The sequence below is a fragment of the Pristimantibacillus sp. Z349TD_6 genome (assembly GCF_056173205.1).
Genome location: NZ_CM149662.1, coordinates 155,530 through 181,903 on the forward strand (window position 1 = coordinate 155,530; position 26,374 = coordinate 181,903).

At 47.1% G+C, this 26,374-nt stretch carries 20 protein-coding genes; 12 read left to right on the forward strand and 8 right to left on the reverse strand.

Annotated features, from left to right (window positions below; genetic code table 11):
* Positions 1 to 8: 8 nt before the first annotated feature.
* Positions 9 to 1,187, forward strand: a complete 1,179-nt coding sequence (locus AC0VYE_RS00770) for a hypothetical protein (protein ID WP_076271575.1) — start codon at positions 9 to 11, stop codon at positions 1,185 to 1,187.
* Entirely contained in the window at positions 1,184 to 1,873 is a 690-nt protein-coding gene (locus tag AC0VYE_RS00775) for a hypothetical protein (protein ID WP_475445441.1), read from the forward strand. Before AC0VYE_RS00770 ends, AC0VYE_RS00775 begins: the two co-directional genes overlap by 4 nt.
* Positions 1,874 to 1,961: 88 nt before the next feature.
* On the opposite strand, the gene AC0VYE_RS00780 is transcribed toward AC0VYE_RS00775, so the two are convergent.
* The 7 genes from AC0VYE_RS00780 to AC0VYE_RS00810 all read right to left on the reverse strand — a co-directional run bounded on the left by AC0VYE_RS00780 (position 1,962) and on the right by AC0VYE_RS00810 (position 10,023).
* Entirely contained in the window at positions 1,962 to 2,978 is a 1,017-nt protein-coding gene (locus tag AC0VYE_RS00780) for a GNAT family N-acetyltransferase (RefSeq protein ID WP_475445442.1), read from the reverse strand.
* A gap of 170 nt (positions 2,979 to 3,148) precedes the next feature.
* Positions 3,149 to 3,487: a cytochrome o ubiquinol oxidase subunit IV gene (cyoD, locus tag AC0VYE_RS00785; protein ID WP_076271578.1), complete on the reverse strand. Its 339-nt coding sequence runs from the start codon at positions 3,485 to 3,487 to the stop codon at positions 3,149 to 3,151.
* Between the two features lies 1 nt (position 3,488).
* Positions 3,489 to 4,130 (reverse strand): cytochrome o ubiquinol oxidase subunit III, encoded by a 642-nt coding sequence (gene cyoC / locus AC0VYE_RS00790; RefSeq protein ID WP_076271579.1) that lies wholly within the window; start codon positions 4,128 to 4,130, stop codon positions 3,489 to 3,491.
* Complete coding sequence (locus AC0VYE_RS00795; RefSeq protein ID WP_076271580.1) at positions 4,130 to 6,100, reverse strand: cbb3-type cytochrome c oxidase subunit I; 1,971 nt, start codon at positions 6,098 to 6,100, stop codon at positions 4,130 to 4,132. The genes cyoC and AC0VYE_RS00795 overlap by 1 nt, the downstream gene beginning before the upstream one ends.
* Before the next feature lie 62 nt (positions 6,101 to 6,162).
* On the reverse strand, positions 6,163 to 7,161 hold the full coding sequence (cyoA, locus tag AC0VYE_RS00800; protein WP_372239037.1) for a ubiquinol oxidase subunit II: 999 nt from the start codon (positions 7,159 to 7,161) through the stop codon (positions 6,163 to 6,165).
* 287 nt (positions 7,162 to 7,448) lie between these two features.
* Positions 7,449 to 7,733, reverse strand: coding sequence for a hypothetical protein (locus AC0VYE_RS00805; protein WP_076271581.1), 285 nt, complete (start codon positions 7,731 to 7,733; stop codon positions 7,449 to 7,451).
* A 181-nt stretch (positions 7,734 to 7,914) separates the two neighbouring features.
* A complete protein-coding gene (locus tag AC0VYE_RS00810; protein WP_475445446.1) occupies positions 7,915 to 10,023 on the reverse strand; it encodes a transglycosylase domain-containing protein in 2,109 nt (702 codons plus the stop codon).
* A 510-nt stretch (positions 10,024 to 10,533) separates the two neighbouring features.
* Here AC0VYE_RS00810 and AC0VYE_RS00815 point away from each other — a divergent pair.
* The 8 genes from AC0VYE_RS00815 to argS all read left to right on the forward strand — a co-directional run bounded on the left by AC0VYE_RS00815 (position 10,534) and on the right by argS (position 22,025).
* A complete protein-coding gene (locus tag AC0VYE_RS00815) occupies positions 10,534 to 13,497 on the forward strand; it encodes a carbohydrate-binding protein (RefSeq protein WP_475445448.1) in 2,964 nt (987 codons plus the stop codon).
* A 164-nt stretch (positions 13,498 to 13,661) separates the two neighbouring features.
* On the forward strand, positions 13,662 to 14,705 hold the full coding sequence (locus AC0VYE_RS00820) for a LacI family DNA-binding transcriptional regulator (protein ID WP_076271605.1): 1,044 nt from the start codon (positions 13,662 to 13,664) through the stop codon (positions 14,703 to 14,705).
* 242 nt (positions 14,706 to 14,947) lie between these two features.
* Positions 14,948 to 15,775: a polyamine aminopropyltransferase gene (speE, locus tag AC0VYE_RS00825; protein WP_054025894.1), complete on the forward strand. Its 828-nt coding sequence runs from the start codon at positions 14,948 to 14,950 to the stop codon at positions 15,773 to 15,775.
* 38 nt (positions 15,776 to 15,813) lie between these two features.
* Positions 15,814 to 16,683: an agmatinase gene (gene speB / locus AC0VYE_RS00830; protein ID WP_076271583.1), complete on the forward strand. Its 870-nt coding sequence runs from the start codon at positions 15,814 to 15,816 to the stop codon at positions 16,681 to 16,683.
* Between the two features lie 210 nt (positions 16,684 to 16,893).
* Positions 16,894 to 19,128 carry a bifunctional 2',3'-cyclic-nucleotide 2'-phosphodiesterase/3'-nucleotidase gene (locus AC0VYE_RS00835; protein ID WP_475445451.1) on the forward strand — a complete coding sequence of 745 codons (2,235 nt, stop codon included), beginning with the start codon at positions 16,894 to 16,896 and terminating at the stop codon, positions 19,126 to 19,128.
* A gap of 158 nt (positions 19,129 to 19,286) precedes the next feature.
* Entirely contained in the window at positions 19,287 to 19,796 is a 510-nt protein-coding gene (locus tag AC0VYE_RS00840; RefSeq protein ID WP_076271584.1) for a DNA-deoxyinosine glycosylase, read from the forward strand.
* Between the two features lie 79 nt (positions 19,797 to 19,875).
* Positions 19,876 to 20,346, forward strand: coding sequence for a YwiB family protein (locus AC0VYE_RS00845; protein WP_475445453.1), 471 nt, complete (start codon positions 19,876 to 19,878; stop codon positions 20,344 to 20,346).
* A complete protein-coding gene (gene argS, locus AC0VYE_RS00850) occupies positions 20,346 to 22,025 on the forward strand; it encodes an arginine--tRNA ligase (protein WP_076271586.1) in 1,680 nt (559 codons plus the stop codon). The genes AC0VYE_RS00845 and argS overlap by 1 nt, the downstream gene beginning before the upstream one ends.
* 29 nt (positions 22,026 to 22,054) lie before the next feature.
* On the opposite strand, the gene AC0VYE_RS00855 is transcribed toward argS, so the two are convergent.
* Positions 22,055 to 23,191 (reverse strand): S8 family peptidase, encoded by a 1,137-nt coding sequence (locus AC0VYE_RS00855; RefSeq protein ID WP_076271587.1) that lies wholly within the window; start codon positions 23,189 to 23,191, stop codon positions 22,055 to 22,057.
* Positions 23,192 to 23,651: 460 nt separating this feature from the next.
* On the opposite strand from AC0VYE_RS00855, the gene rpoE reads away from it, so the two are divergent.
* On the forward strand, positions 23,652 to 24,224 hold the full coding sequence (gene rpoE / locus AC0VYE_RS00860) for a DNA-directed RNA polymerase subunit delta (RefSeq protein WP_076271588.1): 573 nt from the start codon (positions 23,652 to 23,654) through the stop codon (positions 24,222 to 24,224).
* Between the two features lie 489 nt (positions 24,225 to 24,713).
* Positions 24,714 to 26,315 carry a CTP synthase gene (locus tag AC0VYE_RS00865; protein WP_076271589.1) on the forward strand — a complete coding sequence of 534 codons (1,602 nt, stop codon included), beginning with the start codon at positions 24,714 to 24,716 and terminating at the stop codon, positions 26,313 to 26,315.
* Positions 26,316 to 26,374: the final 59 nt, after the last annotated feature.

Here is a 26,374-nt window from a genome sequence, read left to right on the forward strand (position 1 = left end):
ATGAATCAATGATGAATAAAAGCCCGTTAGCGGCGTTCTTTCTTTCTTTTTTACCTGGCGTAGGACATGCCTATGCTGGTCGCCCAGTACGTGCGGTTTTGTACGGGGGAGCTTTCTTTGGTTCGATAGGATTGTGTATGCTATTTGGATTAATGGGCGGGTATATGGAGGATACAGTTTATATCTTTTTGTTCTTTATAGCTGCGATGGCGGGAATCATTAATATGATTGATATGGTCATCTTCCTGCTGCTAGGCAAGGGATTGCCGTCAGGCGCTGCGAACCAGCATCCATTCGAGCATCCTGCGGATCATTTCTCGCCAGGCTTTGTTCCTTTGGAGCAGGAGCGCCAGCGCGAGAAGTCGCGGACGATCATGTTCTCGCTGATTCCGGGTCTAGGGCATATGAATATGGGGCTTATGCAGCGGGGCATTACCTTCCTCATTTCCTTCATTGGCTGGTTTGCGATTATCGTCTTCTTAGGCACGATAACGCACAGGGCAGAGCTGCTCGTGTTTCTTTTGGCGCTTCCTGTTATTTGGATATACAGCATGTTTGACGCAATCAGCCAGCTGCATGCCAAGCAGCGCGGGGAGCATGTGGCGGACCGTGCTATATTTGAGGATATGGAATCGTATATCGCCTCTGGGCGTAAAAGCAAAGTGCTGGCTATCGCGTTAGCTATTTTTCCAGGTGCAGGACATCTGTATCTAGGTTTGCAAAAACGCGGCCTGCAGCTAATGGGTGGTTTTCTTCTCGCCGTCTATATTATGGACAATTTGCGCTTGTCGCTGTTTTTTTTCCTGCTTCCGCTGTTCTGGTGCTTTGCTTTCTTCGATGCGCTGCAGCAGACGTCTCGTTATGAGCGTCAGGTGCTGACCGATGAACCGGTATTGACGCAGCTTGTCCCTTATCAGCGCTGGTTTGGTTTTGGGCTGCTGGGATTCGGTGTTTATTACTTGCTCGATCGTGTAGCTGTAGAGGTTACTTCTCATTTCTCAAGGGAGCTTTATTCCCAATACATGCAAATTAAATATATGATACCAACGGCTGTTGTCGCATTTATTATGATTATTGTAGGCATGCGTCTAGCTTTCGGAAGCAAGGCATCTCCGGTAATGAGCAAAGGTAAACCGCCAGAGCTTCATAAGCCGGTGCCAAGAAAGTACGAGGAGGATTCGCATTGAACACCAACACGGTAAATATGGCTGAATCGTCTGTCAATCAACCATCAGGCGTTCGCACTTGGCGCGTCGGCTCATTATCGATGGGCGTGACACTGATTCTCGTGGGGACAGCATTAGCTGTCTCTCTATGGCAGGACATGGAAGCCTTCGAGATGCTTGTTTGGGTCGCGCCAGTCGTTTTCATTATGCTCGGAGCGGAGCTGCTGCTTTACTTGAAGTTTTCTAGCAGTGCGCGTACTATCGTTCGTTATGATTGGATGAGTGTCTTTTTTGTAGGAATGGTTGGAACCGCCAGTCTAGGGCTTGCTCTGCTCATGTCAACGGGCTTATTCGATGAGCTGCAGCGAGGGCTGCAAATGTCGCAGCGATCAGCCTTCGTGGAAACGAAGAAAATAGGGGTGCCTGCTGATATTAAGAAGATTGTTGTGCACACCTTGGATGGCGTGACGCTTGAGCATACGGAAACACGCGAGCTTAAGCTGTTTGGCCAAATTCGTTATTGGTCATCCGAGAAGTATGAGCGATTGGACAATAAAATGCTGAAAACTGATGTTGTTGGCTCAACAATGTATGTCATGGTTGGTTCCGTCGATCACCGGAACGGCGGCCTCATCTCAGACACGGTCAGCCCGGAGCTGACATTAATTGTACCGAAGGATGTAGAGGTCGTGAAACAGGGGCGTTAGTAGTGGAATTGGAAAAGCAGCTTGAAGCGGGATGTTCTCGCTTCAAGCTGCTTTTTTTAATAGAGGGGATATGAGGAGATGTCGTTCGTTACTGTACTTCGATGGGCAACTTACTCAACACCTCTTGAAGAGGAGCTAGGACACGATAGGAGCCGCGAAGAGGAACATAACCTAACTTGCGATTAATGCTGAGAATAGGTGCATTTGTTGAGTCATTATCTGTACGGATATATGCGGCTTGATGCTTCTGAGCAAGCTCAATCGCTTTGAGTTTTAAAGCAAAAGCAATCTTCCTGCCGCGATAAGCTCTGCTTACGCCGGTATATTCATGATACATCCCGTTTGTTTGTGGATTAAGCAGGACATTAGTAACCCCCACGAAGCGGTCGCCGTCAGCAGCGATAATCACTTGCTCAGGCGCATAGCCGTCTACTTTCAAATTCCATTTGCGCCATTCGACGAAATCAGGAACTTCGCCAAGATAACCGGGGATGTCCACCAGTGTTTCTTTATAGATCTCATACAGCTTCTGTTCGCTTTCTTCACCGGGTTCATCGGCAAGCGTTAGGAAGCGCAGCGCCCCAAGGTCTGGCATGATTGGAAATTGCGGTTGTTGCGCTCCATCATGTTCACCAAGTGTAAGGACGGACTGGAAGGCATGGCGTTCAATTACAAAAGCATGTCGCTTTGCAAACTGAATCGCGTCCTCATTATCGTCCCATACTTCAGTAATGAGCGTAGAAGCGCCGATTTTCAGAGCCCATTTACCAATGTGAGCTAATAGCAATTGGCCGATTCCCTGCTTGCGATAAGGCTCTGATACGACAAGCGTATTGCATAAATAGCCAGGCTCTGTCCAAGGCGCCCGCCACGTCCAGGCGTAGCCGACAATATCGCCTTGCTCATTTACTGCAACCTGCCGCTCGCGATCGTATCCAGCAAGCAGTCCGTTCTCATCCATCCATGTATGTCCAATCTCATAAAGCTTCTTATCTGCATCATGCAGGTTCTCAGCAGTCGTTGGTTCTGACCACACTTGATTAAGCAATTGTGCAAGCTGCTCGTAGTCCTCTGGCAGCTGCAAGGGGCGTAGTGTAATGGACATGGCGTCCCACCTCATCTTTCGTTTCGGTATTCATATAAGATGATTATGGCACGGATGAAGCAGCCCTAGATAGGGAGAGTTTGACTATAAGCATTAAATAACAAACGAAAAAAAGCTGCGCCAAAGTCTGATAGACTTTAGCACAGCTTTATATTTATTCATATTGCCGATTATGAAGCGACGGCAACGGCATTGTAAGTCATAATCCATACAGAACCTGCGACGATCGTTAGCAATATAACGAGGCCGAATATAAGCGCCATCAGGTTGAAGCGAGGTTTCTCCTCATCCCGTATGTGCATAAAGAAGATAAGCTGAACAGCAAATTGCAGAACCGCCGTCACAAGGATGAGCAGGGTTGCAGCTTTTTTGCTGAGCAGGTCATTCATTACCACGACAAGCGGAATGATTGTCAGAATGATGGAGAATAGGAAGCCGATCACATAAGACTTCATCGATCCGCCGTGGGACCCGTGTGCGTCCTGCGAATGTGTGTTATGGTTTTCCATCCTACATCACCCCCATCAAATAAACGATTGAGAATACGAAAATCCATACGACGTCCAAGAAATGCCAGTACAAGCTGATGATGCCTACTTTGCGCTTCGTAACGGGTGTAATGCCGCGGCGTCTAATCTGAAGAATTAGTGCAATCATCCAGACTAAGCCGAGCGATACGTGAAGTCCGTGTGTGCCGACGAGAACGAAGAAGGCTGACCAGTAGGCACTTGTTCCAATATTAGCGCCTTCGTGCACCAAATGCATGAACTCATTTACTTCAAGATAGATAAATGAAGCGCCGAGCACTGCTGTAATGGCGAGCCAAAGAATAAGGCCGCGCTTGTTGCCTTTGTTCATTTCAAGAACGGCAATACCGCTTGTAAAGCTGCTTGTCAGTAGAATGAAGGTCGAAATAATAATACCGTTCATCTCAAGCAATTCGGCACCTGTCGGTCCGCCGTCTGTGTTGAGACGGAGGACGACATAGGTTGCAAATAACGTACCGAACAAAATAACGTCGGTTATAAGAAACAGCCAGAAGCCGAACATTTTCATCGATTCTTGATCGTGATGATCGTCATGGTGACCGCCGCCGTGTCCAGCGCCGTGTCCGCCATGCGCTCCAGCTGGAGTGGAAACTGCATGTGCCATTATTTTGTCCCCCTTAACGCTGCTTCCGTGCGTTCAATCTCATCCACCGGAATGTAATAATCGGTATCGTAAGAGAACGAACGAACAAGCATACATACGGCTACGCCGACTAGACCTGGTATGGCCATCCATAGCCAATCCCATACGAAGCCGAAGCCTGCAATAAACCAGCAGATCGACATAATGAATGGAATACCTGAGTTTTTCGGCATATGAATCGGTTCAAGCGGCGCAAGTGGTTTAGCAGGCTGACCATTCGCAATGCGCTGCTTTTCTTCCCACCACTCGTCTTGGCTAGTAACCTGTGGCAAGCGAGCAAAGTTATAGAGCGGCGCAGGTGACGGAATCGACCATTCGAGCGTACGGCCATCCCATGCATCGCCATCCTTTTCTTTCTTGAAAAACTTGATGCTGTGAGCGATTTGCCATACTTGGAAAATAAACGCGATACCCATCAAGAATGCTCCAACAGTAGAGACGACGTTCAAAGGCTGCCAGCCCATATCGAAGTCATATTCGTTGAAACGACGCGTCATACCCATTAAGCCAAGTGCGTATTGCGGCATGAAACAAACATAGAATCCGATGTTCCAGAACCAGAATGCCCATTTGCCAAGACCTTCATGCAAACGGAAGCCGAACATTTTTGGCCACCAGTAGTAAAGGCCTGCGAAGTAACCGAACACGACGCCGCCGATAAGCACCTGATGGAAATGCGCGATCAGGAAGTAACTGTTATGGAACTGGAAGTCAGCAGGTGCGACAGACAAGAGCACCCCGGTCATCCCGCCGACAACGAAGCAGGGAATAAATGCTACCGTCCACATCATCGGAGTCGTAAACCTAATTCGGCCTCGATACATCGTAAACAGCCAGTTGAATATTTTAACCCCGGTCGGTATTGCGATAATCATCGTCGTCAAAGCGAAGAAAGCATTGACGTTGGCGCCTGAACCCATTGTGAAGAAGTGATGCGCCCATGTAAAGAAGGAGAAGAAGCTGATCGACATAAGCGCGAATACCATTGACTTATAACCGAACAATTTTTTCTTCGAGAAAGCCGAAACAATTTCAGAGAAAATACCAAAAGCAGGCAAGATAACAATATATACTTCAGGATGTCCCCACATCCAGATGAGGTTGATATACATCATCGGGTTGCCCCCGCCGTCGAGCGTAAAGAAGTGAGCGCCCAGATAACGGTCGATGAACAATAGGAACAAGGTAACAGTCAAAATTGGGAATGCGAAGATAATAGTTACACATGACGACAAAACAGACCATACGAACATCGGCATTTGCATGAGCTTCATGCCTGGTGCGCGCATTTTTAGAATCGTAACGATAAAGTTAATACCTGTAGCCAATGAACCGATACCTGAGATTTGAATACCCCATATATAGAAGTCCTGTCCGAGTCCCGGACTTCCTGACAGCTCAGAGAGCGGCGGATAAGCGAGCCATCCTGCATCAGGTGAACCGCCGATAATGAAAGATACGTTAAACAGCATGGCACCGAAGAAGAACATCCAGAAGCTAAGGGAGTTCAAGAACGGGAATGCAACGTCGCGGGCACCAATTTGCAGTGGAACGACGATATTGAATAAACCGAACATAAGCGGCATCGCCATGAACAAGATCATGATTACGCCGTGCGTCGTAAAGATTTGGTTGTAGTGATCCGGCTGCAAAAACTCCACTTCAGGAGCTGCGAGCTGAACACGCATGAGCAGCGCATCAACGCCGCCGCGGAACAGCATAAGAATAGATGCGATGATATACATAATACCGATCTTCTTATGATCGACGCTGGTCAGCCATTCCGTCCAAAGCCAGCGCCATTTTTTGAAAAAGGTAAGCGTGAATATAATCGCCACAACCGACAGGCCGATGGATACTTGAGCCCCTAAAATAAGCGGATCGCCTGTGACGAAAAATTCGGACGCAAAATCTTTAATTTTGTCTAACATGAGGGGTCCTCCTAAAAGTTTGTGGCACAAACTCGCCTCTTAAGCATTTGCTTGAAAGCGGGTTAATGACCCGCATGAATATGAGCATTTAAATCTGGTTTGCTTTTCGTTTCTTTTTGCGTCGCAGACGTATCCGCTGTAATGGATTCTTTATCCGTTTCTGCGGCGGGCTCTGTTGCGCCTCCACCATGATGCTGGTGAGCGCTGCCGTCGCCTTTTACATATTGCGTTACAATTTTATTGAACAATCCTTCAGGGAAGCTGGAGAACAGCTGCACATTAGAAGGACCTGGTTCAGTAAGCTTCTCGAACCCTTCCATTGTCAGTTCAGGCGACGATGCTTTAACCTCGCTTATCCAAGCTTTATAGTCCTCTTCGGACGTAGCATCCACCTTGAATGTCATTTTGGCAAAATCTTTTCCTGTGAAGTTAGCACCGGAGCCATAGTAGCTGCCTTGCTCATCAGCCTGTAGGAATAAGGTCATTGCCATCCCTGACATGGAATAAATTTGTCCGCCGAGTTGTGGAACCCAGAAGGAGTTCATCGCCGTATCCGATGTTAACTGGAATCTAATCGGCGTATCTTCAGGAATCTTCAAATAGTTGACGGTCGCAATATCCTCTTCTGGATATTTAAACAACCATTTCCAATCAAGTGAAGTAACCTGAATCGTAATTGGCGCCTTAGCCGACTCTATCGGTTTGGAAGGCTCGAGCGCATACGTGTATTTGACGGTGACTATAGCAAGAACAAGGATCGCTACAATCGGAATGCTCCACCAGGTAATCTCTAGCTTCGTACTGTGCTCCCAGTTAGGCTTATAGGAAGCTTTACTGCCGGGCCTATCACGGTACCGCCAGACGATAATAGCTGTCAGGATAAGTACGGGCACGATAATAACCGCACACAGAATGGTTGAAAAATAAATCAAATCTTTCTGAGACTCGCCGATTGGCCCTTTCGGATCGAGCACGATGAATTGCTCGCCGCAGCCGGAAAGCATAACGGCCATTAGCATAATCAGTGCGGGTGTCAGCATACGAAGAAACGGTCTCATCATCAGTTCAACTCCTCAAAATTACTGCTTACGACTACAATAGCAGATCCACAAGGTAATAACTGCGGGGTTAACAATTACGTCAATAATTCGTCTTTATTCTGTAATAGAAAGTTCACGGCTTAGACAACTGTTAGATTTAGGAGCATTCGAACAGTGAATTGTTCGTGCATATAGTAGCTTTACCCAAATAAAAATGTTTTGTCCCACTACAAACCAATAGACAGCCCCATTTGGTCATTGACCGAATGTGACTGTCTATTGGTTAAGAGTGATGAAGTTAATTTTAATTATTGAGGCTCGTTAAAATCCTTTGACGACTGCTCTTGGTTAAGGCGTGCATGAACAAGTCCGATCGCTGTACCAATAACATAAATATGAACGCTGCCGATTAGGAATCCGATGCCGACCATAAGTCCAACATTTTTATCGCTGAAATGGCTTAAGTTAATGAGGCTTAATAAAACGCCAATAGATAAAACGATCCAAGAGATGGCAGTCATTGCCTTTACGAGGCGCTTGACATCTGATTTAGAAGGCTGAATGTTGCTGATTGTTGCGGTTTTTGTTGTCATATTTAACACTCCCGATCAATTGTAAGTGTTTTCTTATCCATACTATACCACAACTTTATGGTTTTGTTCAAAGAAAATTCACTTTTTGATCATAAGTTGGACAAAAATGCGCAAAGATCACGGTTGGTTCATTATTGAAAGGAACAAGAGCCCTCCTCATTAAAGGAAGGCTGCTGTTAGTTTAGTCTGTCCACCAGCGTTTCAAGTCATTCCACCAAGAGCGTCGTCCTGCTGTACCAGATCCATTATGAGTGGCGTCATTGTCGTTATTTCCTGCATCCGCAGGCTCGCCGCATACGTCAGTCGGCTCCGTTCCGCTGATGAAGGTTTCTAATCGTCTGTGAGGACAGCTGCTTTCTGCAAGCTTGCCGCTTGTCGGATCGATATACACGTTCACGATGCCTTCCGGAATCGGGAAAATCTTCGGCGGTATAGCAGACAGCGCTTGCTCAGTAAATTTGGCGAAAATCGGAGCAGCGCGGTAAGCCTCGGCAACGGTTAATTTGCGATCCTTATCGTAACCTACCCACACTGCTGTCGCTAGTTCAGGCGTATACCCGACAAGCCATGCATCTGTTGGGGTCGTACCCGTCTTGCCTGCTATCGGCCGCTTAATAATAGAAGATACACGGAAAGCTGTTCCGCCTTCTTCAAATACACTCTCCATTAAACTGGTCATAACATAGGCTTCGGCTGGGGTGATGGCTTGTACTGATTTTTGTTTCGCTTCATATAATACCTGTCCCTTGCGGTCCTCTATGCGGAGAATCGCAACCGGCTCCATGTGAATGCCGCCGTTTGCGAAAGTACCAAATGCAGAAGCCATTTCGAATGGGCTAATTGGAAAGGTGCCAAGCGCAAGTGAAGGGACCGGCTTCATCGGACTTTCAATTCCCAGCTTCTTTGCCGTTTCAATAACTTTATCAGCGCCGACGGTCATGATGGTGTTAACCGCATAAATATTATCCGAGCTGGCCAGCGCCTGTCTCATATCAATCAGCTCATTCAAATACTTGTCACCGTAGTTGCGTGGCTCATACGTCTTCCGTCCCTCATCATAAGTGAATACAGTGGGTTCACTCTTATAACGGGTAACAGGCGACATAAAACCGCTTTGCAAAGCGGTTAAATATAAGAAAGGCTTAAAGGAGGAGCCGGGTTGGCGCGTCTTTGCAAACACTCGATTATATTGGTTGTTCTTATAATTTCTTCCGCCAACCATCGCTTTGATATATCCGGTGCGCGGATCTATAGCAATGAGCGCCGCCTGCTGCTCGGAATTTTCGGGAAAGCCCTTTGCAATAACCTCTTCAGCCGTTGCTTGCGCGGACGGATCAAGCGTTGTATAGATGGTAATTCCGCCCTCATTCAGCAAATGTTCATTAATACCTAGCTTGTCGACAGCAACATATCTGATGTAATCGCGAAAATAAGGCGCAAACCCTTCTTGGTCGCCAGAGCCAAGTGTCTGGAAGCTCAGCATTTCCTTATAAGCGGCATCAGCCTGCTCGGATGTAATTGAGCCGCCTTCAAGCATCGCCTGCAAAATAGTAAGCTGGCGGTCCTTTGCATTTTTCATGTTAAGGTACGGCGAATAATACTTAGGACCCTTCGGAATGCCGGCAAGCATCGCGCTTTCTGCAAGCGTGAGCTCGGAAGCGTGTTTATTGAAGTACATCATCGCAGCTGCTTCAATACCATAGGAGCCATGGCCATAATAAATTTGATTCAAATACATGCCCAGAATTTCGTCTTTGGAGTAATTCATTTCAAGCTGAACCGTATACATCGCTTCCTTCAGTTTGCGCTGCCAGGTTCGCTCATGCGTTAAATATAGATTACGTGCGAGCTGCTGAGTAAGCGTGCTTGCGCCTTGGCGTGCCGAGAAGCTTTGAACGTTAACCATAACGGCTCGCGCCATTCCCTTCATATCGAAACCGCGATGATCGTAGAAGCGGCGATCCTCTATAGCTAAGGTTGCTTCAATTACATAATGCGAAATGTCGGATAGCTGCACAGAACGGCGGTTCTCTCCTGCATGAAACGTATCGATGACATTGCCATGCAAATCAAGCATTTGAGAGGTTTGGCTTATTGCGGTGACTGGCAGCGATTGCGTACGTAAAAAGATAAGTGTACCTGCCAAGATGAGTATGAAAAGGGTGAATGCGGCAGCTGCCCATCTGAACCATTTCTTCATTTTCAGAAATTGGGGAAGGAACCTCTCGGTTATAAATGGAAAAGCAGGTCTGCGGCGCAGCTTACCCTGCTGGTTGGAATGTTTTTTCATGGAGCAGGCTCCCTTCAGTGCAAAACTTCGCTTTTCCTTAGTATGGAAAAACGAAGAACACCCTATTCACGAAGAGGAGCGTAATCGTAAATATTTGTAGAAGGAGACTAAATAGTATTCTTTTTATAGATCGATATTCATGCTCCAGTCAGTAGCTTTGCATAACAAATAGCAGCCTGCAAAACAAGAATAATCGGCTTGAAATTAGGATGTTGACGATAAGGAAAACCCATGATAATCTCTGATTAAAGGTTTAACCATGAATGACGAGCGTTACCTGGTTAAACGTTTAATTAGTTATCATAATCGTAAAATAAGGCATGGTATTATGCAAAGATCCATGAACCTTCCTTACTATGCTGCTAATGGATCAAAAAATGTTCTATTGAAAGGTGGTGCTGCCTGACATAGTGGATATCGATTTATGAATGCGTTTACATTGTAATTGCACTTATTCAAATCAACGCAGGTAAATGAGCTTCTATTATATGAAAAGGATCGTGATGATTAATGACGATTAATCTTAAGAAACGTCTATCCGTACTCATTATTATGAGTATGGTGCTCACATTCTTCGCGCAGGCACAAACCAGCTATGCAGCTTCTTACGAGGCGGAGTCGGCTTCACTCTCTGGGGGAGCCGTATATGCGAATGATCATACGGGCTATTCCGGGTCTGGCTTCGTTGGCGGTTTTACAGACGGCAATAAGGGAAATGCAGCTGCTCAGTTTACGGTAAGCGCGGCAGCAGCTGGGGTTCATAACGTAACCGTGCGGTACGCGAATGGGAATGGCAGTGCGAAGACGTTGAGCCTATACGTAAATGGCGTCAAAATTAAGCAAACGACGCTGAATGCAACTGCGAATTGGGACAGCTGGACGACCAGCACGGAAGCATTGACACTCGCAGCAGGCAGCAATACGATCCGCTACAAATTCGATACGACAGACACAGGAAACGTAAACTTAGACAAAATTGATGTTGAAGCAGCGCCAGCTGCGCCAAACACCCTTGAAGCAGAAGCGGCGACTCTTACGGGAGGAGCAACTATAGCTAATGATCATACGGGCTATACGGGAACCGGATTTGTCGGTGGATTCACGGATGGCAACAAAGGAAGCGCGGCGGTACAATTTGCTGTTACGCCAGCCGCAGCCGGAAGCCGTGAGCTGACGTTCCGATATGCAAATGGAACAGGCAGCGATAAAACATTAAGCCTTTATCTGAATGGAACAAAGCTTCGTCAGGTTACGCTTCCAGCGACATCGAATTGGGACACATGGGGCACCAAGCTGGAAGTCGTTACTCTGAATGCAGGCAGTAATGCCGTTCGGCTTCAATTTGATACGACGGATTCTGGAAATATCAATTTGGATAACCTCGTTGTAGGTGCTCTTACAACAACGCCGACACCAACCCCTACAACAGCTCCAACACCAACACCAACCGTGACACCAACGCCTACGCCTACTGTAACACCAACACCAACGCCGGGCACGGGATTTGTGTATCAAGCGGAGGATCAATTTTTCTCAGGTGGAGTAACCAAAGCATCGACCTATTTGCAGAACTTTACAAGCGTCGGTGCGAGAGCTATTTTCACCGTTAACCGGACTGCGGAAGGGAACTCGGCCGTTGAGCTTCGCTACGCTAATGGAACAGGGACGAGCAAGACGATAAATATTTACGTGAACGGGGTGTTTGTTAAAACAACAACGCTCTCAGCAACTGGAGGAGCAACCACTTGGGGCAGTCAAAGCGAGACGCTGAGCCTTCGCAAAGGTTTAAATACAATTACGTATCAATATGACAGCGGAAATAGCGGCGGAATAGCGATCGATTACATTTCTGCAGCAGGTGGAATCGGCTTGGCGGCGCGGGGAGCAACCGTACCTTATCAAGAATTGGAAGCAGAGAGCGGCACGACGAACGCTCAGGTGCTTACAGCAAACCGTACTTACTTGACTGTTGAATCAGAGTCGTCGGGAAGACGCGCTGTGAAGCTGACATCCACGGGACACTATGTGCAGTGGACAGCGCCACAAGCTGCTAACTCTGTTGTTGTCAGATATAGTATGCCTGATTCAGCAGGGGGCGGGGGTACGAATGGAACACTTAGCCTTTATGTGAACGGAGCTAAAACACAGACACTTAGCCTGTCGTCACGTTATGCATGGACGTATGGCGCTTATCCGTACAACGATAATGCCGCGAACGGCGAAGGACATCGCTTCTATGATGAGAGCCGCTTCCTTGTCGGAAACATTCCTGCTGGGGCTACGGTAAAGCTGCAGAAGGATTCTGGCGATACAGCTTCTTACTATACGATTGATCTTATTAACTTGGAACAAGTGGATGCCGCCTACACAATGCCTGCTAATTTCGTGAGCATTACCTCCTTCGGAGCTGTTGCGGGCGATGCAGGTGATGATACGCAGGCTATTCGCGACGCTATCGCTAATGCGAAATCGACAGGCAAAGCAGGCGTGTGGATTCCATCAGGCACCTTCCGAATGAATGACCGAGTGAATGTAAACGGTATTCATATTCGAGGCGCTGGCATGTGGTACTCTAATTTGCAAGGCACTAACGGGAAAGGCGGCTTTTATGGCGTAGGCGGAAATGTAACGATTACCGATCTTGCGATTACGGGAGATTCGCTGTATCGGAACGATGGTGCGGACCACGCTGCTTTCGAAGGAAACTTTGGAACAGGCTCGCTTATTCAAAATGTATGGATCGAGCATACGAAGGTGGGCTTCTGGCTGCAGTCTGGAACGGACGGTTTGTATGTAGTCGGAGGTAAAATTCGCAACACATGGGCGGATGGAGTAAACCTTCACGGCGGTGTTAAAAATACAACGATCAGCCATTTCAGTGTACGCAATACAGGAGACGACGCCTTCGCGATGTGGTCGGACGGCTCACCGAATGAGAACAGCATGTTCCGCTATAATATCGCCCAGGTTCCTGTTCTTGCAAATACTTACGCCCTTTACGGCGGCAAAGACAACAAGATATGGGATAACATCGGTGCAGACACGGTGACGGCTTCTGCGGGTATCGTGGTCAGCACGAGGTTCAATGCGGTGGCATTTAGCGGCACGACTGAAGTGAAACGAAATACGCTGAACCGTACAGGCGGCTGGGAACGCAACTGGAATACGAGCTTCGGCGGTTTATGGATCTATGCAGAAAACCAGAGCATTTCGGCTCCAATCGTTGTCGATAATGTTCAAATTAATGACAGCACCTATGAAGCTGTGAAATTCAGCTACAATCAATCGATAACAAGCGTAAGCTTTAATCAAGTGAATATCAGCGGTGCCGGCACCTATGGGATATTGTTCGATTCCGTTACTGGATCAGGGACGTTTAGCAATGTAACGGTCACAGGGGCTGCATCGGGAGGCCTATCGAATCCGAATAATCAATTTGTAATAACTAGAGGTGCAGGCAACAGCGGCTGGTAGTATGCAATATAGGGGAAGCAGGCTGGCTCGCTTGAGCCGGTTTGCTTCTTTTTTTATATTTTCGGAGTACAAATTTTAGTGCCTCCACAAATAAGCTATACTATGATAAAACGTTTAACTCAAGGAGCCGGATGGGCTTTGAGACGAAAGAGAGCGATAAGAGGATGAAAAATGAAGTAAGCATCGTAGACGTTGCCAAGGTGGCTGGTGTATCGATTGCGACGGTATCTAACGTTATTAACGGCAAGGGGAGGGTATCGGGCACAACGAAAGAAAATATCGAGCGGGTAATTATCGAGCTTGGCTACACGCCAAATCTGCCTGCAAGAAATCTAAAGACTCGTCGTACGCATCTTGTTGGACTCGTCGTACCGATGATGCAGCCTGGGAGGCTGCAGGACAACCCTTTTTATTGGGACCTGCTTACAGGTGTAGAAGAAGGGGCGCGTGATCGCCAATTTCATATTATTTTATCAGGTATTGATGAGAGCACAGAAACATTCACATTCGCCAAGGAGCGTCGATTGGACGGGTTAATCGTGATGGGGACGAATGAGGGCTCGCAGGCAGTTGATCGAATTGTAAACTTAGGCATGCCTGCCGTCTTTATTGATAGCTACTTGAAGCGGGAGGATCTATATCAAGTTAATTTAGAGGACAGAAAAGGAAGCTATCGCGCGATTCGTTATTTAATCGACCAAGGACATCGACGAATTGCGCTTTTAATTGGAGATATTCCGCTTGAGCGCATCACATATTACGGTGTTTTGCATGAGCGATGGTTAGGCTATAAGGATGCGCTGGCAGAAGCGGGTATTCCATACGATCAAACCTTAATGATCAGGCTCCCGACATCGCTTGATGGTGGTTATCGGGCTGCGGACCAGCTCATCAAGCTTGCGGACGTGACGGCGATCTTCTCGTTTTCGGATGTAAGTGCGATGGGTTTGCTTAAACGGCTGCGAGAACTAGGCAAAAAGGTGCCGGAGGACTATTCGGTAATCGGCTTTGACAATTTGTCCATCTCTAGCTTTACTTCGCCTGCGCTAACGACCGTCTCTCAAAATATTTTGGAGAAAGGGCAGGAAGCGATCCGCATGCTGCTCGATCAGATTGATGGCAACCCTGTTCAGGAGAGGTGCAAGGCTTTGCCGGTAGAGCTGATCATTCGTGAGACGACAGGCTGCGTGAAGCCGGCAAATGGTTGAGAAGGAAATTATACAAAAGAACAGGTATGCCTTTCTCAATATGAATAAAGGCTGTCCCATGTTATGTGGGACAGCCTTTATTGTGAAACAGCATCTACATATCGTACGGAAAATCAGGATATTATACTTAATAAAATCTTTGAAAAACGTTAATGCACGGATTGTCTAGAGTACTTGTAGTGATTTAATAATTTTACTATAATACAGGTTGAACGATTGAAGGAAAGAAGGGATTTAACACCATGGAATTGTGGTATACGGAAAAACAAACAGATAGCTTCGGCATAACGGCGAAGATCACTAAGACTTACGTTAATGAACAAACAGATTTTCAACAGCTTGATATGATCGAAACGGAAGAGTTTGGAACGATGCTTGTTCTCGACGGTATGGTTATGACCACGGTTAAGGATGAGTTCGTTTACCACGAAATGGTTGCGCATCCTGTACTTTTCACGCATCCGAATCCGGAGTACGTGCTTGTTGTTGGCGGCGGAGACGGCGGCGTTATTCGTGAAGTAATGAAACATCCGAAGGTGAAGAAGGCAGTGCTTGTCGACATCGACGGTAAAGTAATCGAGTACTCCAAAAAATACTTGCCATCCATCGCTGGCGAGCTCGACAACCCGCGTGTTGAAGTGCTTGTAAACGACGGCTTTATGCATATTCATGATCATAAAAACACTTATGACGTTATTATGGTTGATTCCACTGAACCGGTTGGCCCTGCGGCAAACCTATTTACGAAGGGCTTCTACCAAGGCATCTACGAAGCATTGAAAGAAGACGGAATCTTCGTTGCTCAAACGGACAACCCATGGTTTAAAGCGGACCTGATCCAAAGCGTAAACAAAGACGTGAAGGAAGTATTCCCGATCGTTCGTGTATATGGTGCGAACATTCCTACTTACCCAAGCGGTCTGTGGACGTTCACAATGGGCAGCAAAAAACACGATCCGCTTGCTGTTGATGAGACAGCAATTCCAGAAATTGATACAAAATATTACACGCCTCGTCTTCACAAGGCAGCATTCGTGCTTCCGAAATTTGTTGAAGATCTTGTGAAGTAACAAGCGGCTACGCTTCAGGAAAGAGAGGGACATACCTCATGAAATTGGATCAAAAATATTCAGGCAATGTCTTCATTTTGAGTTCTGACAACTACGAAGCTTCCAAAGCGGTTATCTACGGCATGCCGATGGATTTCACGGTTAGCTTCCGTCCAGGCTCCCGTTTCGGCCCTCCTCGCATTCGCGAAGTGTCGATTGGACTTGAAGAATACAGCCCTTACCTAGATCGCAGCCTCGAGGATATTGAATATTTCGATGCTGGTGATTTGCTGCTCCCTTTCGGAAACGCAGCGCGCAGTCTGGAAATCATCGGCGAATTCGTTCGCGGTGTGCTAGACGACGGTAAAATTCCTGTTGGTCTCGGCGGCGAACATCTTGTTTCTTGGCCGATCTTCCAAGAGGTGTACAAAAAGTACCCTGATCTTGCGATCATTCACTTCGACGCTCACGCTGATTTGCGCGAATCGTATGAAGGCGAGCCGTTGTCACACTCTACGCCGCTGCGCAAAGCAGCTGGTCTTATGGGCGGACAGAACATTTACCAGTTCGGTATCCGTTCAGGATCGCGCGAAGAGTGGCAATATGCACGCGAGAACATCAACTTCCATCCGTTCGAAGTTTTGGAGCCGCTTAAGAAGGTGCTTCCTGAGCTCGAAGGACGTCCGGTTTATTTAACGATCGACATCGATGTGCTTGATCCATCTGCAGCACCAGGTACAGGTACAGCGGAAGCGGGCGGCATTACGTCGAAGGAGCTTATTGAATCCGTTCATGCCATTGCGCGTTCCGGCGTGAACATTGTGGGCTTCGATCTCGTTGAGGTTGCGCCAGCTTATGATCCGACGGAGCAAACGCAAATTGTTGCGGCGAAGGTTATTCGCGAGATGCTTCTAGGCTTTTTGAAATAGTCATTAAATAGAGTGAAGGCTTCACTGCCAGCGGTCATTTATCCGCGTGGCGTGAAGCCTTTTTTTTATTGTAAAAGGGCAATTTAGATTAACAAAATAAATAAATGACAATTCAGAATATTTAAATTAATATATTGTAGGAAAACATTATTTCATCTTGTGCTTGCAGCAGAGCATCTTATTAATAGAAAGAGAATGAAGGAGGCGTTTTTGTTGGTTAACAAATCGGTGTGGAAGGGTGCTTTAGCTGCTGCTATTACCGTTAGTCTAGGGGCTATGCCGTTCACGGCAATGGCTGATGCGGGTGCAGGGAATACAGTGCAGCTGCGAATTATGGAAACGTCGGACCTGCACGTGAACATGATGAACTATGACTATTTTGCGGACAAGCCTACTGATGAATATGGGTTCGCGAAGACGGCTACGCTCATCAAGAAAGCGCGGGAGGAAGCTCCGAACAGTCTATTATTTGATAATGGCGATTTGATTCAAGGAAATCCCCTAGGTGATTATGTCGCTACGGTTGATAAGCTGAAGCAGGGCGAGACGCATCCGGTGTATAAAGCTATGAATTTGCTTAACTACGATGCAGGCAACTTAGGCAATCATGAATTCAATTATGGCTTATCGTTTCTGGACACCTCGCTCGCGGGCGCAGACTTTCCTTATGTAAATGCAAACATTTATAAAGTAGATGGAGACAAGGATGAGACGAATGATGTTAATTTGTTTAAGCCTTATCTCATTATTGATAAAGAGGTAACAGACAGCAAGGGTGCGAAGCATAAACTGAAGGTGGGCGTGATTGGATTTGTGCCTCCGCAAATTACAACATGGGACAAAGCTCATCTAGAAGGCAAGGTAATCGTAAAGGATGTTGTCAAAACGGCAGAAAAGTTTGTACCGGAAATGAAAGCGAAGGGAGCGGATATCATTGTTGCGATTCCGCACTCGGGCTTTGAAGATATTCCGCAATCAGAGCTCATGGAAAATTCGGTGCTCTATTTAAGCAAAGTTGCTGGCATTAATGCGATTTTGTTCGGACATGCGCATAAAGTATTTCCTGACAAATCGTTTGAAGGAAAAACGGGTGTCGATCTCGCCAAAGGAACGATTAACGGAGTGCCTGCGGTTGAACCGGGCTTCTGGGGAAATAATCTTGGCATTATTGATCTAACACTGGAGAACAAGGATGGGAAATGGGCCGTTGTCGATTCGAAAAGCACGGTTAAGCCTATCTTTGACTCGGTAAATAAGGTACCTCTTGTAGAAGCTGACAAAGCTGTTGTCGATGCGGTGAAAGAGGATCATGAGCATACGCTGGCGTATGTGCGAGGGCCTGTCGGCAAGACGACAGCGTCAATCAACAGCTGGTTTGCTCTTGTTCAAGATGATCCATCCATTCAGATCGTTACGAATGCACAAAAATGGTATGTAGAGAAGCAGCTGCAGGGAACGGAATATGAAGGGCTTCCTGTTCTTTCGGCAGGAGCGCCGTTTAAAGCTGGCGGCCGCCAAGGTCCGAACTATTATACAAATATTCAGGCGGGCGATATTGCCATCAAGAATGTTGCCGATTTGTATTTGTACTCGAATACTGTGAATGCAGTACTCGTCACAGGGGCGGAGATTAAAGAATGGCTCGAGTGGTCGGCTGGTCAATTCAAGCAGATCGATGCAGCGAGCACAGAGAAGCAAGAGCTGATCAATTATGATTTTCCAACGTACAACTTCGATGTCATTGACGGTGTGACTTATCAGATCGATGTTGCTCAGCCGACGAAGTATGAAGCTGGCGGCGCGCTCAAAGACGGAAGCGCAAAGCGGATCGTTAATTTGCAGTTTGAAGGAAAACCTATTAAGGCGGATCAGAAATTTGTTGTTGCAACGAACAATTATCGCGCATCTTCCAGCAAATTCGCTAACCCGGACGGCAAACGTATTATCCTTGCTTCCCCGGATGAGAACCGCCAGGTTGTCATTGACTACATTCGCTCCTTCAAGACGATTGATCCGGCAGCGGACGGCAACTGGTCGCTAGCGGCAATTAATGACAAAGTGAATGTGACAATTAAGACATCACCGGAAGCAAAGAGTGCAGCAGAGACGAATAAACTGACTTCCTACACAGGTGATACAGCTGATGGCTATGCAGAGTTTAAGCTTAATCTAAGTGCGAAGTCAGTAGTGGTGCCGGTAGAGCCAACAAAACCGACAACACCAACAACACCGACGAAGCCGACAGAGCCAGCTAAACCTGAGAAGCCAACAACTTCTGTTCCAACGACTCCTCAAGTGTCGGTGTATACGGTTAAAGCAGGGGACACTCTCTATGCGATAGCTTTGGAGCACGGAACGACGTGGCAGAAATTAGCCAGCTACAATAAGCTAAAGAACCCGAATAGAATCTATCCGGGTCAAAGCATAAAGATTCCGGCCAAATAATCGATACGCATTGATAAAAAGACGTTTTCCGCGTAATCTTAGCGGAAAGCGTCTTTTTCTAATACAAACGGAGAATGCGATCGTATGATCAAGGCTAGAATGGGCTTATAATAAGACGTTATTGCTGTTTTTAAAAATAGATTAGGGGGCTATACGACATGCGCATTTATTCGTTTCCGCCTGTTATCGATGAGCGATCACGCGTGCTGATTCTTGGGACAGCACCAAGCGTAAAATCGCTTGAGCATAAGCAATTTTATGGACACCCGCAAAATTTTATGTGGAAAATTATATATCGTTTATTTAATGAGTCAGACCCGGACCCTGTGTATGACAACCGTCTCGCATTTTTAAAGGAGCATCGCTTAGCGCTATGGGATGTTATCGAATCATGCGAGCGCGAAGGCAGCTTGGATGTGAACATACGTGGAATCGTACCGCAGAAGCTGCCGGAGCTTGTAGCCAAATATCCAGAGCTGCGCTGCTTTGCATTTAACGGAAGCAAGGCATACGATACCTTTCAGAAATTTTATAAAGGGCATGAAAGCTTTCGAAGCATCACGTTACTCAAGCTGCCTTCCTCCAGTCCGATTCCAACTCCGCGTATGCGAACGCTCGAGGATCGTGTGGAGGCATGGCGTGAAATCGTACCGTTTGCAACAAGTTAACCGGGCTCTAGCGTTGAAATTCGGAGCCTACCTGTATATAGTAGTTACATAAGATTAGACTGATAACAGGAGCAAGATGATGGCAGACAGCAGGAAAGTGCGAATTACATTGGAGAGTGTGCAGGATGGAAGCTCGCATACTCATGCTTACAAAGGGGATTGGTTCCGCAAGGAGAAATCCATATTTATCCGCTACATCGAGCCGGCAGTGGAAGGCGATACAGAAGCTGGTGAAATACGGACGCTTATTCGATTCCGGCCGGAAGAAATGTCAGTTGTGCGGCGCGGCGCTATAGAATCGGAGCAGCTTTTTGTTCCTGGACATAGGAGAGCTGGCAGCTATCAATCACAAATGACATCTTTATCGCTTGAAGCAGAAACGCTGCAGCTGCGGCTTCATGCGCTGGGTGAAGATGGTGTAATGAAAGCGATGGACACATTGCCCGATCAGCTGCCTTTTACACTTGAATGGGAATATGAATTGTACGTTGGTGATCAAATGTCGGGTCGGTTTCATATCCGGCTCCATATACAGGAGGAACAAAATTAATGAATGCAAATGTATTAGAGAAGATGTATGAACAAGTCAAAGCAGCGATCGCTGATGCAGCGGTAGCGGCTGGTTTGGCAGCGCGGGAAGAGCTTCCGGCGTTTGTGCTTGAAGTTCCTAAGGATAAATCGCACGGTGATTTGGCGACAAATGCAGCGATGCAGCTGACGAAGCTGGCGAAGAAAAATCCTCGTCAAATCGCTGAGGCAATTATTGCGCATTTGGATACGAAGCAAGCTTCTATTCAAGCAGCGGAAATTGCAGGCCCGGGCTTTATTAACTTCCGTATGGATAACAGCTATCTCTATCCGGTTGTGGCTGCAGCGCTTGAAGCGGGAGAAAACTATGGACGTACTTCGGATGGTTCCGGCAAAAGTGTACAGGTCGAATTCGTGAGCGCGAATCCTACGGGCAGCCTGCATCTTGGACATGCTCGCGGTGCCGCAGTTGGCGATGCATTGTGCAATGTACTTGATTATGCGGGATATGATGTTACGCGCGAATATTATATTAATGATGCGGGCAAGCAGGTGGAGAACCTAGCTGTATCCATTGAAGCTCGTTACCGTCAAGCGCTTGGTCAAGCGGCGGAAATGCCGGAGGATGGTTATTACGGCGAGGACATCATTGGTTTTGCAAAGCTTCTTGTCGAGCAAGAAGGCGATAAGCTGCTGGAATTGCCGGATCAAGAACGGTTTACGTTTTTCCGCCAGTTTGGCCTTGAGCGGGAGCTTGATAAAATTAAACGCGACCTCGGAAGATTCCGCGTTGGTTTTGACGTTTGGTACAGTGAAACGGCATTATACGAGAGCGGACAAGTAGAGCAAGGTCTTGCAACGCTGAAGGCGACAGGGCATGTCTATGAAGAAGAAGGAGCGACATGGCTGTCTACCATGACTTTTGGCGACGACAAAAACCGCGTGCTCGTGAAAAATGACGGCTCATATACCTATTTGACGCCGGATATCGCATATCATATGGATAAATACGGACGCGGCTTCGATCAGATGATCAACATTTGGGGTGCCGATCACCATGGCTACATTCCGCGTGTGAAAGCAGCGATGGAGGCACTAGGCAACGATCCGAAGAAACTAACCGTGTTAATTGCACAGATGGTCAGCTTGTTCCAGAACGGCGAGAAAATGAAAATGTCGAAGCGTACGGGCAAAGCGGTAACTATGCAGGATCTGATGGATGAGGTAGGCATCGATGCAATTCGTTACTTCTTCTCCATGCGGAGTATGGATTCGCATCTTGATTTCGATATGGATTTGGCGATCTCTACTTCAAATGAGAACCCTGTGTTCTATGTTCAGTATGCGCATGCTCGGATTTGCAGTATTTTCAGACAAGCGGAGGAACAAGGCATCGTTCTTAAATCCACGGACACTATCGATTTCAGCAAGCTGACTGCCGAGGGCGAGTTCGATCTTCTTCGTAAAGTTGGTGAGCTGCCGCAGGAGATCTCTGAGGCTGCAGTACAATATGCGCCTCATCGTCTTATTCGTTATGTATACGAGCTGGCTTCCCAGTTCCACAGCTATTATAGAGCGGAGCGCGTCATTACAGAAGATGCTGAGCAATCGCAAGCACGCTTAGCCTTGCTTGGAGCCGTACGTATCGCTATTGCGAACGTGCTTCGTTTGGTCGGCGTTTCTGCTCCAGAACGCATGTAAGCTTTGTTTCATAAAAACAAACCGTGGACTCATACTTTATCCACGGTTTGCATCATACGCATCACGTCAAGCTCGCCGATCGTTCGGCGGGCTTTACTGCCTCTAAGGGGCTGAACGGATCGTTTAATAATTGTCTTGATTTCGGTAGGCGTAAGTCCCGGCTTATGTGCGAGCAGAAGCGCGATTGCTCCGCTGACATGCGAGGTGGCCATGGAGGTTCCACTCATTTCATTGTATTTGCCGCGCAGCCATGCGGATACGATTTTGTCGCCAGGCGCGTAAACGTCAATATAGGAGCCTCGATTGCTGAAAGGTGCAACGCGGCGGAGTTTATTCGTAGCGCCAACAGCAATCGTTTGAGGGTAGCGTGCCGGATAATCAACGGAACGGCGCTTCCCGTCATTGCCGGAGGAAGCAACGATAATGACGCCTGCATTGTGAGCGTTAATGACAGCTCCAAGCAGCGCTTTGCTTTTTGTCTTCATACCGAAGCTCATGTTGATGACGTTCATGCGATTGCGGATACACCATTCAATACCGAGAATAATGTCGGATACGAAGGCGCTCCCATTATGGTCAAAAGCTTTGACAGGCGAGATTAACGCCCGCGGGGCTACGCCAATCATGCCCTGTAATTGATTTGCTGCGGCGATGGTACCTGCAATATGTGTACCATGACCGTTATCATCATGAGGGAGCATGCTGCGATTGAGAAGATTGATGCCCCTAGAGAGTGATTGGCGAAGATCTGGATGGCTGAAATCAGCTCCTGTATCGATGACGCCGACTTTGACCCGGTGACCGGTTGTCGTGCTCCAAGCCAGCGGGGCTTTAATCTGGTTTACACCCCAGGGGATGCCCTTATCTACAATAATCGACTTTTGTGGAGAAGCATGCACGCTGATTTTACAATCTTTCTCAATCCAAACACGCCCGGCGAATCGCTCTAATGATTCCTCGGCCGGCAATGTGCAGGCTATTCCAAGAATGCTGGGCATTTGTCTAATGCTTTTTTGCGGTAAAGATGATGAAGTGACTTTAGGCAATTGCTGTAGGAAGTATCGGTAGTCGCTCGCACGCTGAAAGCGAATGATACGCTTTACAGTCGTTGTGTCCGTGCGAGCCATCGTATCCTGCAACATACGGATAAAAGCGACGGTGTCCAAACTTGGCTTCCCCTCCCGACGGACCATGCTGAACTATTGTATGAACGAGCGCTCTATAACGCATGAGCAACTTGCCTTTTTTCACATAATTAGGCTGAAAACCGTGTCAAAAATCGACTGGGGACATACGATGAACAAAGAGTTCTCAGGGGCTCTTACGACCAAGGTGCGTTGCCTCGTGTCATGGCCGGATGGATACAGTCAAAGCGGAAGGACTATCCTTTCGCTTTTTGCATAGAAGTCCAAGCTATACTGCAGCAGCGTGGTCCGCTTGCTTTTTTGCAGGAAATAGGTTTTACTATACTGTGACTAGCGTAAACGACGGGTGCGAGCCTCTGGCAGTTACCGATCGTTTTGCGATTAAATGTGAGCGGTGTATAAGAGAATAACGTACACGATCCTTGCATTTTATAGGTAAGAACGAGTACATAAATTGAATGGCAAGAGAGGATGTGTCCATATGAGCAGCAGCAATTTCACGTTAAAGCTGGATCCTGAACGTATGAAGGAAATGCCTATGGTCGATTTGGCCTTTGAAGTGCTGAAAGCGGCTAATACGCCTTACTACTATCGCGATCTAATGATGGAGATCGCTAAAATACGCGGTCTTTCCGCAGACGGAATCAACCAGTTCATCGCCCAAGTGTATACAGAAATCAACATTGATGGACGTTTCGCTTGCGTTGGCAGCAACATGTGGGGACTGAAACGCTGGTATCCAGTTGAGCGTTCTGAAGATCCTGTAGGTAATGCGAAGCGTACGCGTATCATTAACGATGATGATGATCTCGAAGATGATGATGTATTTGCGGACGAAGAAGAGGATACTTACGCAGAGGCTGAAGAAGACTACGATGTATTCGACGAGGACCGCGAGGACTTCGAAGAGGCAGAAGAGGAAGCTGAAGTCGATGAGGAAGTTGGAATCGACGACGAGGAACTGGACGAGGAAGAAGTCGACGGTGAACTCGATGCGGATGATGATGAGTCGGATGATGAGGAATTTGAAGACGACGACGAGTCTGACAAGTAAATGTTTGCTGAAAGTATAAGGCGGTTTAAGCACCCAGCTTATCCTCCTTCTTATACTTTTCTGCGGTACGAGCTCTGCTCTATACAGATGGCTTAGTCGTTTGAACTGGCGTGAGGAATATCCAGTCAGTTTCGCTTGACAGTTGCTACGAGCGCAGAGTAAACTATCTCATGGGCTTAAGATTCGGTTAACAAATAACGCATACAAGCGCAAACGACTCGATTTCGTCTTTTGACGAGAAGGTCAAGTTTCGCGGTGAAATAGAAGTGGAGCATAACGCATTGCTGATGCTTGCTTGTATTTTTATATATGCCAAAAAGGAAAAGTGCCCCGTTGCTACGGGTGTCACTTTTTTTGTTTGTGAGGGATGGGTCTGTAGGATGCATTCCCACAAATTGGATGGATAGGCGGAGTGTATCCGCATCCATGTTTATCGAGTAAATGGGCAAACCTAAACATTAACCATAGGGCTTGGAGGGTATCATCACAGTGACCAAATATATTTTTGTAACCGGCGGCGTAGTGTCGTCCTTGGGCAAAGGGATAACAGCAGCCTCGCTTGGCCGATTGCTGAAGAACAGGGGCCTCAAAGTAACGATTCAGAAGTTTGATCCATACATCAACGTCGACCCAGGAACGATGAGTCCATATCAGCACGGAGAAGTATTCGTTACCGATGATGGTGCAGAAACAGATTTGGATCTTGGTCACTATGAACGGTTTATCGACATTAACTTGTCGAAGAACAACAATGTGACGTCCGGCAAAATCTATTCCAACGTAATTACCAAAGAGCGCCGCGGCGACTACTTGGGTGGAACTGTTCAGGTAATCCCGCATATTACGAACGAAATTAAAGACCGTGTATTCCGTGCGGGCAAAGAAGCGGGTTCTGATGTTGTTATTACAGAAATCGGCGGTACGGTTGGTGATATCGAAAGCTTGCCTTTCCTTGAAGCTATTCGTCAAATCAAAAGTGATATCGGGCGCGACAATGTAATGTACATCCACGTAACGCTTATTCCTTACATCAAAGCGGCAGGTGAAGTGAAAACAAAACCGACGCAGCATAGTGTTAAGGAATTGCGCAGCATCGGTATTCAACCAAACGTAATCGTATGCCGTACAGAGCATCCGCTTGCTGAAGATTTGAAACGTAAAATTGGCTTGTTCTGCGATATCGATGCGAATGCAGTCGTGGAATGCCGCGATGCGTCCACTTTGTATGAAGTGCCATTGATGCTTCGTGAGGAAGGCCTCGACGAGATCGTTGTTAATCATCTGAAGCTTAAGACGGAACAACCGGATATGCGCGAATGGGAAAGCCTTGTTCAGCGTGTGAAGTCGCTTCATAAGAAAACGGAAATTGCAATTGTTGGTAAGTATGTCTCATTGCACGATGCGTATCTCAGTATTGTAGAGTCGCTTGAGCATGCGGGTATTGCTTCCGATTCAGAAGTGAAAATTCGTTGGCTGCATGCAGATGAGCTTACGGAAGAGAATGTCGAGCAACAGCTTAGAGGCGTTAACGGTATTCTTGTACCAGGCGGCTTTGGCGATCGCGGTATTGAAGGCAAGATTACAGCGATTAAATACGCACGTGAAAACAAAATTCCGTTTTTCGGTATTTGTCTTGGCATGCAGGTAGCTGTCATTGAGTATGCTCGCAATGTGGCGGGACTAGCTGGTGCGAATAGCTCTGAAATTAATTCATCCACTCCATATCCGGTTATTGATTTGCTGCCGGATCAGAAGGATGTTGAAGATATGGGTGGCACGATGCGTCTTGGTCTCTACCCTTGCAAACTTAAGCCAGGTACGCTTGCTGAGCGTGAATATGGCGACGAGCTCGTTTATGAGCGTCACCGTCACCGGTATGAATTTAACAATGAGTACCGTGAAGCGATTGAATCTGTTGGTCTTACTATTTCTGGAACTTCCCCAGACGGCCGTCTTGTTGAGGTTGTGGAAATGGCTGATCATCCTTGGTTCTTGGCTGTTCAATTCCACCCGGAATTCAAGTCCAGACCGAACCGTCCGCAGCCTTTGTTCCGCGGATTTGTACAAGCAGCGCTTAACCATTCTGAGTAATATATTGCATTTCTGATCAATGGCAGATTCTTTAACAACAACAGATAAGTTTTTCTCTT

Coding starts and splice junctions, on each gene's coding strand:
- speB (WP_076271583.1), top strand. CDS start 15,814: ATGAAATTGGATCAAAAATATTCAGGCAATGTCTTCATTTTGAGTTCT.
- cyoC (WP_076271579.1), bottom strand. CDS start 4,130: ATGGCACATGCAGTTTCCACTCCAGCTGGAGCGCATGGCGGACACGGC.
- AC0VYE_RS00770 (WP_076271575.1), top strand. CDS start 9: ATGATGAATAAAAGCCCGTTAGCGGCGTTCTTTCTTTCTTTTTTACCT.
- cyoD (WP_076271578.1), bottom strand. CDS start 3,487: ATGGAAAACCATAACACACATTCGCAGGACGCACACGGGTCCCACGGC.
- argS (WP_076271586.1), top strand. CDS start 20,346: ATGAATGCAAATGTATTAGAGAAGATGTATGAACAAGTCAAAGCAGCG.
- AC0VYE_RS00805 (WP_076271581.1), bottom strand. CDS start 7,733: ATGACAACAAAAACCGCAACAATCAGCAACATTCAGCCTTCTAAATCA.
- speE (WP_054025894.1), top strand. CDS start 14,948: ATGGAATTGTGGTATACGGAAAAACAAACAGATAGCTTCGGCATAACG.
- AC0VYE_RS00795 (WP_076271580.1), bottom strand. CDS start 6,100: ATGTTAGACAAAATTAAAGATTTTGCGTCCGAATTTTTCGTCACAGGC.
- AC0VYE_RS00815 (WP_475445448.1), top strand. CDS start 10,534: ATGACGATTAATCTTAAGAAACGTCTATCCGTACTCATTATTATGAGT.
- AC0VYE_RS00840 (WP_076271584.1), top strand. CDS start 19,287: ATGCGCATTTATTCGTTTCCGCCTGTTATCGATGAGCGATCACGCGTG.
- rpoE (WP_076271588.1), top strand. CDS start 23,652: ATGAGCAGCAGCAATTTCACGTTAAAGCTGGATCCTGAACGTATGAAG.
- AC0VYE_RS00845 (WP_475445453.1), top strand. CDS start 19,876: ATGGCAGACAGCAGGAAAGTGCGAATTACATTGGAGAGTGTGCAGGAT.
- AC0VYE_RS00780 (WP_475445442.1), bottom strand. CDS start 2,978: ATGTCCATTACACTACGCCCCTTGCAGCTGCCAGAGGACTACGAGCAG.
- AC0VYE_RS00810 (WP_475445446.1), bottom strand. CDS start 10,023: ATGAAAAAACATTCCAACCAGCAGGGTAAGCTGCGCCGCAGACCTGCT.
- AC0VYE_RS00820 (WP_076271605.1), top strand. CDS start 13,662: ATGAAAAATGAAGTAAGCATCGTAGACGTTGCCAAGGTGGCTGGTGTA.
- cyoA (WP_372239037.1), bottom strand. CDS start 7,161: ATGATGAGACCGTTTCTTCGTATGCTGACACCCGCACTGATTATGCTA.